Here is a 14208-nt window from a genome sequence, read left to right on the forward strand (position 1 = left end):
TTGTGGCGGTGATGCGCAAGATGCTGGTCATCCTCAATGCGCGCGTGCGCGATGAAAGAGCCGCCATGCAGCCCGCCTGAGCGCATTTGACGGCCATGCGCAAACGCAAAAAAGCGTGCCGGCCAGCAGCCGGCACCTACCGATGAACGCGCCTGAAGGAAACCGCTCAAAGGTCGCGGGTTGAGGCCCTGATCAACACAGTTGCTACATGGACGTACTTGCGGCGTGTCCTGCGATGGTGGGCGGGCAAGGGCCCTGCAGCCAAGCAGCAGATCAGCCAGCCGGCAGCCGCAACGTCGCCACGGCACCGCCACCGTCGCGGTTGTCCAGCGTCGCTTCGCCGCCGTGCAGGCGCGCCACTTCGCGTACGAACGGCAAGCCGAGTCCGGAACTGCGTTGCCCGGTCTGCGGGCGGGCCAGCGAATAGAAACGCTCGAACACCCGCTCCAGCGCGTAATCCGGCACTCCGCTGCCGCGGTCTTGCACCGACACCTGCAATTTTTCAGCGTGCAATTGCGTGCAAAAGTGCACGGTGCTGCCTTCCGGCGAAAACGCGGTGGCGTTTTCCAGCAGATTGATCAGCGCCTGGCGCAGCAGAAACCCGTCGCCGAGCACGTAGTGCTCGCGCGCTGCATCAGATGCGACATCAATCTCCACCTGCACGCCGGCCGCTGTCGCGCGTGGCAGCACTGCATCCACTGCTGCCTGCAGCAAGCCAGCCACCGCGATGCGCTCGCGCTTTTGCAACCAACCGTGCTGCTCCACCTCGGCCAGTGCCAGCAGCTTGTCGATGGTCTCGGTCAGCCGAAGCTCCTGCGCACGGATGCTGGCGACGAAGTGCTGGCGATCGGCTTCCGGCAATGGCTCGGCCAACAGCTCGGACGCACCACGGATCGCCGCCAGCGGGCTTTTCATCTCGTGCGTCAGCGACTGCACGTACTGCTCCACGTAGGCCTTGCCTTCCAGCTTGCGGCGCATGCTTTCCAGCGCCTGGCCCAGGTCGCCGATTTCATCGCCGCGCGGTTTGGGCGGTGGCACCGGAATGCCCGCACTCACCGCCTGCGCATAGCGATTAAGCCGGCCGATGCCGCGCATCAGCCACCAGGTCATCAAGATGCCGATCAATGCGGAAATGCCGATCAACCAGGCACCGCGCTGCAGGATGTTGCGCTGGCTGGCTTCGATAAACGGGTCGATGCTGCGATTGGGCTGCGCCAGCGTCAGTACGCCGATCAACTTGCTCGGGTCATTCGGCGCATAGATCGGCGCGGCCACGTGCATCACCGTGGCGGTCGGGTCGCCATCGACCTCGGGGCTGGAGCGCGCGCCGTATTCGCCGCGTAAGGTGCGATAGACATCGTTCCAGCGCGAGTTGTCACGGCCCACATCGCGGCCCAGCGAATCGAAGACCACCACGCCGCGCGCATCTGTCACGGTGACGCGGTAGGCCACGTCGTTCTTGCGGAACCGCCATACCCAGGCCTTGGGGTCGCGCCGCTGCGCCTGTGCCACGTTGCGCGCAAAGCTGCCGGTGGCGATGGTGCCGCCGGCCAATTCGCCGCTGGCCATTTCCGCCAGCACATTGGCCGCATCCACCAGCGTGGATTCCATCGCCTGGCGCACGCCCGGTTTGACCTCGTTGACGAACACCCGCATCACGAAGAACGCGGCCAGCCCGACGATCAGAAAGAAGCCCAGGAACAGCTTGAGACCGAGCCGCATGTCAGACGCCCCCGGCCTGGAGAACAACGCGACGCCCGCGCTCGCCCATGCCTACAGCTCCAGCGCGTAGCCAAGGCCACGGTGGGTGCGGATCGGGTCGGCCGGCACGCCGGCCTGGCGCAGCTTGCCGCGCAGCGTCTTGATATGGGTATCGACGGTGCGGTCGGCGCTATCGGCGCTGGCATCCCAGCCGCGGTCCATCAGCTGGGCACGGCTCAGAATCGCGCCGGGGCGCTGCAACAATGCCGACAGCAGCGCGTACTCGTAGCGGGTCAGCGGCAGCAGCGCATCGCCGTAGCGGATGCGGCTGCCCTCGCGATCGATCGCAAACGCGCCATGCGGCTGCCAGCCCGCCTCCGCGACTGCGACCACGTTGCGGCGACGCAGCCGCGCGCGCGCCCGCGCCACCAGCTCGCGCGGTGAGAACGGCTTGGCCATGTAGTCGTCGGCGCCCAGTTCGAAGCCGAGCACGCGGTCGATCTCGTCGTTGCGCGCGGTCAGAAAGATCACCGGCACGTCGCTGAAACTGCGCAGCGCGCGGCACACCTCGAAGCCGTTGATGTCCGGCAGGCCCACGTCCAGCACCACCACATCGGCCGGGTCGGCGCGCAGCCGCGCTAACGCATCGCGACCCAGCAGGCAATGCTCGGGCGCATAGCCTTCGCTGCGCAGCGCGTACAGCACGGTATCGGCAATGGCGGCTTCGTCTTCGACGACGAGCACGCGGGCGGGGGACTCGGACATGGCGCGCAGCATAGCCGCATGCTGGCGCGGCCCGTACACTGCCGCGATGAACTATCGCCACGCCTTCCATGCCGGCAACCATGCCGACGTGCTCAAGCACATCGCCTTGCTGGCGCTGATCGACACCCTCAAGCGCAAGGACACCCCGTTCTTCGTGCTCGACACCCACGCCGGGCGCGGGCGCTACCAGCTCGGTGGCGAAGAGAGCCGCAAGACCAACGAGGCCGATGCCGGGGTGATGCGGCTGATGGCCGAGTCGACCCTGCCCGAGGTGGTCGAACGCTATCTGCGCGCGGTGCAGGCCGACAACCAGACCGTTGCCCGCCCGTCCACACCCAGCCAGAAACCGGCGCGGCCCACCGCCGGCATCCAGATCAACCACTACCCCGGCTCGCCGTTGCTGGCCGCACAAGCGCTGCGCGAGCAGGACCGCATGGCGTTCTGCGAGTTGCAGCCGGAAGAGGCCGAGGCGCTCAAGCGCCTGTTCGCCAAGGACAGCCGCGTGCGCGTGCATGCCGGCGATGGCTATGAGGCGATTCGCGCCTTCGTGCCGCCACGCGCGGGCGAGACCAAGATCGGCCGCGGGCTGGTGCTGATCGACCCGCCGTACGAGTCGCAAGAGGCCGAGTACCCGCAGGTCATCCACAGCGTGCGCGAGACCCTGGCGCGCTGGCCGCAGGCGATGTGCATGGTGTGGTACCCGATCAAGCTGCGCCGCAGCCTGCAGCCGTTCATGCGCAAGGCCGCCACGCTGCCGGCCAAGTCGGTGCTGGTGGCCGAGCTGCAGGTGCGCCCGGACGACTCGCCGCTGCGCCTGACCGGCAGCGGGCTGCTGATCGTCAACGCGCCGTGGCAGTTCGACCAGGTGCTGGCGCCTGCGCTGCCGGTGCTGAAGAAGCACCTCGGCGAGGCCGGTGCCTCGACCCGGCTGGAGTGGCTGCGCCAGGACGCCTGAGTCGTCGGGGCCGGGCGCCCTGCGCGCCGGCAAACGCAGCTGCATACTCACGACTGGATCACGGTATCGCTCGGTACAGTGAGGTGGGAAGCACTGCCACCCTCCAAACGGCCCCCAGCGGCGCACCGGATTCATTCACGGTTGTGCGCTGGGCTGGTGCCAGAATCTTCCGATCTTTAAGGAACACCGGTCATGGCCATTCGCAATCGCATGCCTCCCTGGCATGAAAACTTCAGCCTGCCCAATGGCCGCACCCTTCTGCTCCGACCGATCCGTCCCGAGGACGGTCCGCCGCTGCAGGGGGCTTTCAGCCTGTTGGGACCGGAGGAAATCCGCGAGCGCTTCGTGCGCTCCTCCGCCGAAATCACGCCGGAGATGGTGCAGCGCCTGACCCATCCCAATCCCAAGAGCGAGATCGTGCTGGTCGCCGCCGAGCAGTTGCCGCCGGGCGAGGCGCTGGTTGGCGCAGTCGCGCGCGCAGCGCTGGTGCCGGGCACCCGCCAGGCCGAGTACACCATCCTGGTCAGCAGCTTCGTCGCCGGCCAGGGTCTGGGGCGGCAGCTGATGCGCAAGCTGGTCAAGTGGGCGCGGCGCAAGTATCTGGACTGCCTGTTCGGCGATGTGCTGCAAAGCAACGTGCCGATGCTGCAGTTGGCCGAGTCGCTGGGCTTCAAGCCGCAGCCGCATCCGGATTCGCCGGAGCTGGTGCGTATGGTTCTCGAGCTTGATGCCTGATTTGCCCGGATTCGGGATTCGGGATTCGGGATTTGGTTCAGAGCTGCTGATCTGTTGCTTGGTTGCAGGGCCCTTGCCCGCCCACCATCGCGGGACACGCCGCAAGTACGTCCGTGTAGGCTCTTACGCGGCATCCATGCCGCGTAAGGTCCCGCGACGGTGAGCGGGCAAGGACCAGTCGAGATGATCGGTGTGCATGGCTATTTGAAATGCCGCTTGGTGTGGAAGTGATTGGACAGTGCGGATAGATCAGTTGCAGAGCGGTTGATCTGTCGCTTGGTTGCAAGGCCCTTGCCCGCCCACCCTCGCGGGACACGCCGCAAGTACGTCCGTGTAGGCTCTTACGCGGCATCCATGCCGCGTAAGGTCCCGCGACGGTGAGCGGGCAAGGACCAGTCGAGATGATCGGTGTGCAGGGTGCAAGCAATGCATGACCTGCATTGATTGGATAACGGCGCGTCCGCTCAGCTTCCCAAAACAAGCCAAGCAACCGACAGGCTTTTAATAAAACAACCGACTGACTGTCTGGTGCGGTGCCCTCACCGATTGCGGGACCGTGTGGCGGCATGGATGCCGCCACCGAGCCTACATGGACGTACTTGCGGCGTGTCCCGCGAGCGGTGAGGGCATCGCGCCCTCGACCGACTCGGATTTTGACCTACGCTTCCGACTGCATCTTGCACCACGGGGTGCTTGCCAAGGTTTGCCGGGTGCCAGAAAGGCGGTACGTAACGCTAGACCCTGCAGCGCCCTTCTGCGCAGGTGGCCAGACGCCTGCTTTCACACCGGATGGACCGGTCGCAGCGGGCGCTCTGGTAAAATTGCCGGCTGATGCCGTCGCCAACCACCTTCCCCTCTCCGCCGCTGCCCAAGTCCGGCCAGCTTCGTGCCTATTGGCGCGCCCCCGCTTCGCCGACTGCGCTGGCATGGTCGATCGCTCGCGCCGCCGAGGCGCATGCCGGCCCGCTGTTGGTGATCGCGCGCGATAACCAGAGCGCGCACCAGATCGAATCGGATCTGCATGCCCTGCTTGGCGAGTACGCCACGCTGCCGGTGGTGCCGTTTCCCGATTGGGAAACCCTGCCCTACGACCAGTTCAGCCCGCACCCGGAAATCATCAGCCAGCGTTTGGCTGCGCTGCACCGTTTGCCCGCACTGACCCGTGGCGTGGTGATCGTGCCGGTGCAGACGCTGATGCAACAGTTGGCGCCGCTGAGCTACATCGTCGGTGGCAGCTTCGATCTCAAGGTCGGGCAGCGGCTGGATCTGGATGCGGAAAAACGCCGCCTGGAAAGCGCCGGCTACCGCAACGTGCCGCAGGTGATGGACCCGGGCGATTTCGCAGTGCGCGGCGGCCTGCTCGACGTGTTTCCGATGGGCGAAGCCACGCCGTTGCGCGTGGAGCTGCTGGACGAGGATATCGACTCGATCCGCGCCTTCGACCCGGAATCGCAGCGCTCGCTGGACAAGGTCGATGCCGTCAAATTGCTGCCCGGCCGCGAAGTGCCGATGGACGATGCCAGCATCGAACGCGTGCTGGCCTGCCTGCGCGAACGCTTCGATGTGGATACCCGGCGCAGCGCGCTGTATCAGGATCTGAAATCGGGCCTGGCGCCGTCGGGGGTCGAGTATTACCTGCCGATGTTCTTCAGCAAGACCGCTACCTTGTTCGATTATCTGGACAAGCGCACGCTGCCGTTGATCGCCACTGGCGTGTCCAACGCGGCCGACACGTTCTGGGCGCAGGCGCAGGACCGCTATGAGCAACGCCGTCACGATGTGGAGCGCCCACTGCTGACGCCGGACGAGCTGTATCAATCGCCGGATGCACTGCGCGAGCGGCTCAACAAGCTTGCGCGCATCGAAGTTTGGGCCAGCGACCATCCGCGTATCGACGAGGCCGCCGCGCTTGGCGACCAACCGTTGCCGCCGCTGCCGGTGGCGGCAAAAGACGCACCTGCCGGTCAGGCGCTGGCCTCGTTCCTGAGCCATTACCCGGGCCGCGTGCTGGTGGCATCCGATTCGGCAGGTCGCCGCGAAGCCTTGATGGAAGTGCTGGCCGCTGCGCAATTGAAGCCGGAGGTGGTGGCCGACCTGCCCGCCTTCCTGGCCGCGCCCAAGCTGCGCTTCGGTATTACCGTGGCGCCGCTGGAAGACGGCTTTGCGCTGGACACCCCGCAGATTGCGGTATTGACCGAGCGCCAGCTGTTTCCCGAGCGGGCCAACCAGCCGCGTCGCACGCGACGTGTGGGCCGCGAGCCGGAAGCGATCATCCGCGACCTGGGCGAGCTGTCCGAAGGCGCGCCGATCGTGCACGAGGACCACGGTGTGGGCCGCTACCGCGGGCTGATCGTGCTCGATGCCGGTGGCATGCCCGGCGAGTTCCTGGAAATCGAATACGCCAAGGGCGACCGGCTGTATGTGCCGGTGGCGCAACTGCATTTGATCAGCCGTTATTCCGGTGCCTCGGCCGAGACCGCGCCGCTGCATTCGCTGGGCGGCGAGCAATGGACCAAGGCCAAGCGCAAGGCCGCCGAAAAGGTCCGCGACGTGGCGGCCGAGTTGCTGGAAATCCAGGCCCGCCGCCGTGCGCGTGCCGGTCTGGCCTTGCAGGTGGACCGCGCGATGTACGAGCCGTTCGCGGCCGGTTTTCCGTTCGAAGAAACCCCCGACCAGCTGGCCGCCATCGATGCCACCTTGCGCGATCTGGGCAGCAGCCAGCCGATGGACCGCGTGGTCTGCGGCGATGTGGGCTTCGGCAAGACCGAGGTTGCGGTGCGCGCCGCGTTCGCTGCGGCCAGCGCCGGCAAGCAGGTTGCCGTCTTGGTGCCGACCACGTTGCTGGCCGAGCAGCATTACCGCAATTTCCGCGACCGCTTCGCCGATTACCCGATGAAGGTGGAAGTGCTGTCGCGCTTCAAGAGCACCAAGGAAATCAAGGCCGAGCTGGAGAAGGTCGCCAGCGGCGATATCGACGTCATCATCGGCACGCACCGCCTGCTGCAGCCAGACGTGAAGTTCAAGGATCTGGGCCTGGTCGTCGTCGACGAAGAACAGCGCTTCGGCGTGCGCCAGAAAGAAGCGCTCAAGGCGATGCGCGCCAACGTGCATCTGCTCACACTCACTGCCACGCCGATTCCGCGCACGCTGAATATGGCCATGGCCGGTTTGCGCGATCTGTCGATCATCGCCACCCCGCCGCCGAACCGGCTCGCCGTGCAGACCTTCATCACTGCCTGGGACAACGCGCTGCTGCGCGAGGCCTTCCAGCGCGAGCTCAGTCGTGGCGGGCAGCTGTATTTCCTGCACAACGATGTGGAAAGCATCGTGCGCATGCAGCGCGACTTGTCCGAACTGGTGCCGGAGGCGCGCATCGGCATCGCGCACGGGCAGATGCCCGAGCGCGAGCTGGAACGGGTGATGCTGGATTTCCAGAAGCAGCGCTTCAATGTGTTGCTGTCGACCACGATCATCGAATCGGGCATCGACATTCCCAACGCCAACACCATCATCATCAACCGCGCCGACCGCTTCGGCCTGGCCCAGTTGCATCAGTTGCGCGGCCGCGTCGGTCGCTCGCATCACCGCGCTTACGCGTATCTGGTGGTGCCGGACCGTCGCTCGATCACCGCCGATGCCGAGAAGCGTCTGGAAGCGATCGCCTCGATGGACGAGCTCGGCGCCGGCTTCACCCTGGCGACGCACGATCTGGAAATCCGTGGCGCCGGCGAGCTGCTGGGCGAGGACCAGAGCGGGCAGATGGCCGAGGTCGGCTTCAGCCTGTACACCGAGTTGCTGGAACGTGCGGTGCGCAGCATTCGCCAGGGCAACCTGCCCGATCTGGATGCCGGCGACGAAGTGCGCGGTGCCGAGGTCGAGCTGCATGTGGCCTCGTTGATTCCCGCAGATTATCTGCCCGACGTGCATACACGGCTGACGCTGTACAAGCGCATCTCCAGCGCGCGCAACAGCGATGCCCTGCGCGAATTGCAGGTGGAAATGATCGACCGCTTCGGCTTGCTGCCGGATCCGGTCAAGCACCTGTTCGCCATTGCCGAGCTCAAGCTGCAGGCCAACGCGCTGGGTGTGCGCAAGCTGGATCTGGGCGAAAACGGCGGCCGTCTGGTATTCGAGGCCAAGCCGTCGATCGACCCGGTCGCGGTGATCCAGATGATCCAGAAGCAGCCCAAGATCTACACCATGGACGGCCCGGACAAGCTACGCATCAAGCTGCCGCTACCGGAAGGTGCGGATCGTTTCAACGCTGCGCGTGGCTTGTTGACGATGTTGGCGCCGAGATGACGCCGAGGCGATGTCTGCAAACAGGCCGGTGTATGCGGGTCGGCGAGAACGCTTGAGGGCCCAATCGCCTCGGTCATCGCGCAAGCGCTGGCCGATGACGAAAAGTACGCGACCCGTATCTAATTACTCAGGCACGATATCGACGAAACAATCCGGATGCAGATAGATCGGACCTCATCGGAATCGGAGACGTTTGCGGGCATTTATTGCAACGTGGATTTGCGCAGCGTGATCTCACGATACTGACCGCGATCACCGTATCGCGGCCCTTTCTTCTCGAACTCGGCGCATAGCCTGTCTTCGCCGCAGGCAACGAGGTTGGCGCGGGTCACACGATCCAGATAGTCGATCTCTGCACGACGCTGTTTGGCTTCGGCCAGAATCGGCGTTGCGCCTTTGACAGCGTAACCAGCCGCGCCCACGCACATGATCGCCCCAACGATCATCGCAGCGAATCCGATCCACATGCGTCGCGTGGCTGTTGTTTCCAGAGACTGCTGTGCTTGCGTATAGCGGTAGGTGGCGTGGTGGAGCGTCTGGTCTGCATCGACCACCTTCTTGTTGAATCGCTCCACCGCCGGTTCCAGCGCCTGCGTCAACGCCTGATTGGTCAATTGCGTCAGCCGGGGGAGCGCGTTCTCCACCACGCGATTGACGCGTTGATCGGCGTTATTGACCGCGCTCTGTAGCAGCTGCAGTTGTTGCCGCACGAGATCTTCCAAGGACTGTTCTCGCTGTTGCAGCACCGCGATCAGTCCTGCCATGGCCTTGATTGATTCTCGCGTCGCATGGTCCAGCTGGTTGGCTTCAGGCAGCGCCGAGGTGTTCTTCATGTCCATAATATTCCCCTGAAAATTACACTGTGTGCATGGTCTTCCAGCTACCCGCCGCCTCCACCGCCCCCTCCTCCACCGCCCCCTCCTCCACCACCACCGTCGCCACCCCCACCTCCGTCACCTTGCGGGCCGTTTTGCATCGCCGGTGCATTGGCAAACTGTGGCAGCGTCATCACCATCACCGGGCCACGGCTGGTCTGTACCTCTGTTGAGACGTCCATGCCCAATGCCTGGCGCGTGGTCACCTGTTCCTGTGCCTCTTGCAATGCCTTGGCTTCCAGATGTTCGTGGCCCTGCTGTGCGAGGGCATTGCTATACGCGCTGTTGGCGACCCGGCTCAATGCCTGTTCGATCGCAAGATCGTTCTTGGAATCGAGGGCGTACAGCAGATCATCCACATCGGGATCGCCGGTGATGTTCTTGCGCGTAGGCGGTGGCCGATCGTCCTGCTCGCCAACCGCTTGCGCACCGGCAGCAAAAGCATAGCGTTGCGGCACGGCGTCCGCTGGCGCGGGGGCTGGCCGTCTGAGCGCGGAGGGGCCATCGGGATCGTACCCATTACGTAATTCCAGCTCGGTAAACGGCTGCTCACCGCGCTCCACGCGCGCTTGCCGCGCTTCTGCGACGCGGGTTTCTGTTTCGAGATCCTGTTCGATCTGGATGCGGAGCGCACGCATGGTGCGCGTTATTTCCTCCCAGGAGTCTGGATCCGCAAGCACAGGTGTGGCAAGAAGATCTTGCTCAGCTGCTTGGGACACGGAAGGCGACTGCCGCGCATCGGCCACACCCTCGGGCATCTCGGTAGAACGGTCGGCCGTCGGCGTGGCCAGGGATGGCGCTGCCGCTTGTGCAAGGTGTGCAAACGATGGCAACGCTGCTGGGGCATTGGGCGCTTCCAGCACGTAAGGCAGCGGCGTCTGTTGCTGTTGCTCGTCGCTGCGTTCTACAACGATCGATGTAGCGAGCGACGGAGCAGGCAGCGCGTTCGTCATCTGACCAAGATGCGCGTGCGCTTGCTCTTTTGTCAGCTGCGCCAACGCTTCATGATGCGCAGCCGAGGCTTGCATCGTCGGCAGCTCTTGACCGGTATGCGCACCCGCATCCTGCTGCGGATATGCTGGCGATGCATGCGCACTCGCGGTGGTCTGCTGTGACAGTTGCGTGGCTTCTTGTGTGCCGGACTCTAGCGTTTGCGGGCCTTGCGCCTGTTGCGGAGCGATATCGATCGTATGCAATTGCCCGCGCTGGGCCTGCTGCTCTGGCGTGGTTTGGGCGAGCTCAGTCTGGACCTGACGCTGCTGCTGTTCGCGCGCGTGAATATCCTGCGTTTGTAACTGCGATGGCTGGTACTGCTGTACGTCCCGTGCCTGATGCTGCTCGCGCTCTTGAACACTCTGCGTATGGATGGACGGCAGCTCGCGCTGCTGCGCGTGTTGTGCCTGAAGCGATTGCGCCTGCTCGCCTTGCAGCGCCTTCGGGCCATGAAGCGGCTGTTGTTCATGCCGTTGAGCGTTCTGCGCTTGTTGCTGTTCTTGCTCGTGTTGCTTGGCATCCTGCGCCAGGGGTGTCTGAGCTTCGCGCTGCTGAACCTGGCGCTGTTCTTGTTGGATCTGTTGTGTGTCCTGCGCCTGGCGTTGCTGCTCACACTGTTGGGCGTGTTGTGCTTGCTGTGCTTGTTTTTCCTCTTGCTCCCGTTGCTGCAGCACCTGGCCCTGATGCGCAAGCGTTGCGTGGGCTTGCAGCGCCTGTGCGGCGCGCCCACGCTCTTCATGTACGGACTGCGCTTGCAACGTGTGCTCGCGCACCTGCGCAGCCTGCTGCTCCTGCGCCTGGCGTTCCTGCTGTGCGCGTTCCTGACGCGCTTGTGCGGCGCTGGCTGCCTGCATCCGCACCTGCATATCCATCACCAGCTGCGGGCTGGCAGATGCGTTGGAGCTCGACGTGTCGCTGTCGGTCGATCCCTCGGCTGCTTGCGCTGTGGATGTCAGTCGCTGCACCAGCACATCGGCAGAGGAGGAACGCGATTGCCTTTGCGCTTGCACTTCGCTCAGGGCCTGACGGATCTCTTCACTGCTGGTAACGGCAGCAATGCGATCCACGCCATCGGGCCCACGCTGAAAATGGGCAATCGGGCTGTCGGCCCCGAACACGCCGCCTGGCCCGCGCTGCAATTGCATCGCGCCATCGCCGGAGAGCCCAGCTGTGTCGCGCGTGCGCTGTGTCGCCAACTCGATCGCCTCGCGCCACTGTGGCTGCAACTCCGTTCCCACAAGGCGGTAGCGATACAACGTCTGCTCGCGCTGCACGTCCTGCGGCGATGGCGGTGATTGCTGGATGGAGGCAACCGCCTGAGCATGCTCTGCCAAGGCAGGTTGCAGGATCGCGCGGGTGGTGTCCAATTCCCGCGCGACATTGCCCGCCGCAGCGCCGGCCTCGCCCGTCCAGCGGCCGTCGGCATCGCGGCGATACTGCTGGCCGTCCGATACAGTCAGCGCGTCTGGATTCGGCAAGGCCTGCTGCATTGCGTCGGAGAGCGGAAGACCGTCCGTAGCCCAGCCACTGCGGTGATAGGCCAGTTCATAGCGCGCGGCGATGGCGCCAGGGCTGTTGGCGATGTTGCGGGCGATCACCGCCTCGGCTTGCGCATCCAGTTCTGCCGCGCGCGGTGGCGATGCGGTTTCCTGCACGTAGACGCCGCGATCGTTTGCGCCCGCGATGCCGGTCTTGATCTGGCGATGCCATTGGCCATCCGATGCATCGCGCATCCAGTCGGCGGCGCTCAGGCTCGGGGTGTCGGTGTCGCTCGCAGGAAGGCGATAGGGATTCTGTGGCGAAGGTGCGTCGCGCAACGCCAGTTCCGCCGCTGCATTGGTGGCCTGGTAATTCAGTTCGCGGGCTTTTTCGTAGCTGGCGGTGATCCGTGTGGAATTGGGATTTTCGCTGCCATCGTTCGTGGCATCAGCCATTCCCTCGCGCGACCACGCGGTGCCGTTGAACGCCCACTGCACACCCTGGCGGTCGGTCTGCTGGTAAATGGCGCGGTTGTCGAGCAGATCGGCCGCCTTCTCGCCGGCCTTGCTCATGAAGTACGCATCGGCCGCGATCAGCGCCATTGGGCCAGCACCGGAGGCACCCAACGCATACGCAGCGGCCGTGCCGCCGGCCCAGCCGCCGACATTGCGGCCGGCAAAATGTGCAAGTTCCGAGCGTGCGGCCAGCGGGTTGTCTTGCGAGAGGAACGCGCCGATTTTCTCGCCGGATTGCGTCGCTTCGTAGAGCGTGGCGGCTACGCCCAGCGCCCCGGCGGCCCTGACGCCAGGGCGGTCGAGCATCGGTGGTGGGTAAGGACGGAGTTCGACACCGGGCGTGCGCAACAGGCGTGCAGTGAGCGCATCACCCTCTGTCAACGCGGCATCGGCCACCTGCGGGCTGCGTTGCACCGGCCGTGCGGTCTGTGCCATTGGCGCAAATGCGCTGTGCAGCGGTTCGGGCATATGCGAAGGCAGTTGCACCACCTCGCCAGGTTGCGCATAACGCGCGTAGTCGGCGGTGAGTTGATGCACCTGCCCAGCGGACGTGGCACGGTCCATCTTCGGCGTGTTGCGGAACAGCACATTGCCCTCTTCCGAGCGGTGAATCACATTCATGCGCGCATCGGTCGGCTCGTGCATGCGCGGCAGCAATGGCTCGCTGAGCAAGCCGTTGTGGTAATCGGTCATCAGGTTGAGGCTGCGCACGCCGATGCCACCGCGCAAGTAAGTACCGGCGAGATCCGAGTGCGCACCGGCCACGGTGAGATGCAAGAAGCGGCCACCCCCTGACACCCCCTGCGGCAGGATCAGATCGACTGGAAACAGTCCACGCCGCTCATGCGCAGCGCTGAGCTGAAAGCCCGATACCACCGACGGCGGCAAGCGGCGGTCGAACAGCTCCATATAGCCGGTGGGTACCGGGTCGTAGAGGCCCACGCTCATCGGGGTCAGGCCGGGAGGCTGGTGATAGCGGTTGTAGAGCGGTAGCCCGTCTTCACCGATGCCGCGAATGCCGCCCTTCAGATTGGGAATGCCGCGTGCGTCTATAATGCGGGCCAATAGCGGAACCTGGCTGGCACCGCGACTGAAACCTTCAAGATGAAAAGCAATCTTGGCCTCGGGATCGGCCTGGAAGATATTCTGTGATTGTGTCTTCAAACGCTCATACATTTCGTTCGCACGCGCCAGGCTTGTGCGGCCGGTTGCACTGTCCACGGTCCGCGCCAGAACTTCGTCCTGGGTGCCGGGGCCTTCGATGTATTCGACGCGGATGCGTTCCACGCCAGCGTCTTTCAAATCTCTAACTTGCTGACGAAATTTGGCGACATTGGTGGCATGCAACGGATCTTTGTCGGCATCATTGCCGGTGCCATCCATCAGGCCCACGATTAGATAGGAGTGCGGGTCGGCACGATCCAGTAGCTGCGGCACCTTGAACCGATAGAGTTCGTCGGCTGCTTGTTCGTACGTACGCAAATGCTCATGCGTCGCGGCATAGTGCGACACGTCATCCAGCGGCAGACCATCTTCACCCAGCTGCAGAACGATCTTCTTGTCCATATCGAGCGCTCGCTCAGTAGGTCTTGGTCCAGGCCAGGATCAATTCGTTACGGCTGATTTTTATGTGCGGATCGTGCTCGGGGTCCGCCAGGTGCTTGGTCAGGACATCGGCCCGCATATAGACATTGATGGTGCGGTCGTTGACTTCCAGCAAGATGTAAACGTGATGCCGCCCGTTTGCCGAGTAGCCATAGACCAAGAAAAATTCATCAACATCCTCTTTGGGGACGTTGTGCAGGATCAAATGGCCTGGAAAGATCGTCTCGAAATCGATCTCGACATAGCGCTCCACGCCGTCCATTGCGGTCCAGCGGATATCCAC

The 14208-nt window shown here is 64.3% G+C and carries 7 protein-coding genes and 1 pseudogene; 3 read left to right on the forward strand and 5 right to left on the reverse strand.

Going from position 1 to position 14208, the window contains the following annotated elements:
* Nucleotides 1-273: 273 nt before the first annotated feature.
* Together creC and creB are read right to left on the reverse strand one after the other, a co-directional pair.
* Complete coding sequence (gene creC / locus ABS769_RS20955) at nt 274-1722, reverse strand: two-component system sensor histidine kinase CreC (RefSeq protein WP_317063330.1); 1449 nt, start codon at nt 1720-1722, stop codon at nt 274-276.
* A 51-nt stretch (nt 1723-1773) separates the two neighbouring features.
* Entirely contained in the window at nt 1774-2478 is a 705-nt protein-coding gene (creB, locus tag ABS769_RS20960; protein WP_317063328.1) for a two-component system response regulator CreB, read from the reverse strand.
* Between the two features lie 34 nt (nt 2479-2512).
* On the opposite strand from creB, the gene ABS769_RS20965 reads away from it, so the two are divergent.
* From ABS769_RS20965 to mfd, 3 genes are all read left to right on the forward strand, one after another.
* Complete coding sequence (locus tag ABS769_RS20965) at nt 2513-3421, forward strand: 23S rRNA (adenine(2030)-N(6))-methyltransferase RlmJ (protein WP_317063332.1); 909 nt, start codon at nt 2513-2515, stop codon at nt 3419-3421.
* A 192-nt stretch (nt 3422-3613) separates the two neighbouring features.
* Nucleotides 3614-4156 (forward strand): GNAT family N-acetyltransferase, encoded by a 543-nt coding sequence (locus tag ABS769_RS20970; RefSeq protein WP_006450344.1) that lies wholly within the window; start codon nt 3614-3616, stop codon nt 4154-4156.
* Between the two features lie 831 nt (nt 4157-4987).
* The gene (mfd, locus tag ABS769_RS20975; RefSeq protein ID WP_317063243.1) at nt 4988-8458 is read left to right on the forward strand and encodes a transcription-repair coupling factor; all 3471 of its coding nucleotides are present in this window, start codon (nt 4988-4990) and stop codon (nt 8456-8458) included.
* A gap of 203 nt (nt 8459-8661) precedes the next feature.
* Here the strand turns inward: mfd and ABS769_RS20980 are convergent, their stop codons facing one another.
* From ABS769_RS20980 to ABS769_RS20990, 3 genes and pseudogenes are all read right to left on the reverse strand, one after another.
* Nucleotides 8662-9291: a hypothetical protein gene (locus tag ABS769_RS20980; protein ID WP_317063242.1), complete on the reverse strand. Its 630-nt coding sequence runs from the start codon at nt 9289-9291 to the stop codon at nt 8662-8664.
* 47 nt (nt 9292-9338) lie between these two features.
* The gene (locus ABS769_RS20985; RefSeq protein ID WP_350498271.1) at nt 9339-13886 is read right to left on the reverse strand and encodes a hypothetical protein; all 4548 of its coding nucleotides are present in this window, start codon (nt 13884-13886) and stop codon (nt 9339-9341) included.
* Nucleotides 13887-13899: 13 nt separating this feature from the next.
* Nucleotides 13900-14208: pseudogene (locus ABS769_RS20990) on the reverse strand (hypothetical protein); the annotation flags it as partial.

Origin of the sequence: Xanthomonas hortorum, from assembly GCF_040279205.1 — a bacterium.
Classification (GTDB): Bacteria; Pseudomonadota; Gammaproteobacteria; order Xanthomonadales; family Xanthomonadaceae; genus Xanthomonas; species Xanthomonas hortorum_F.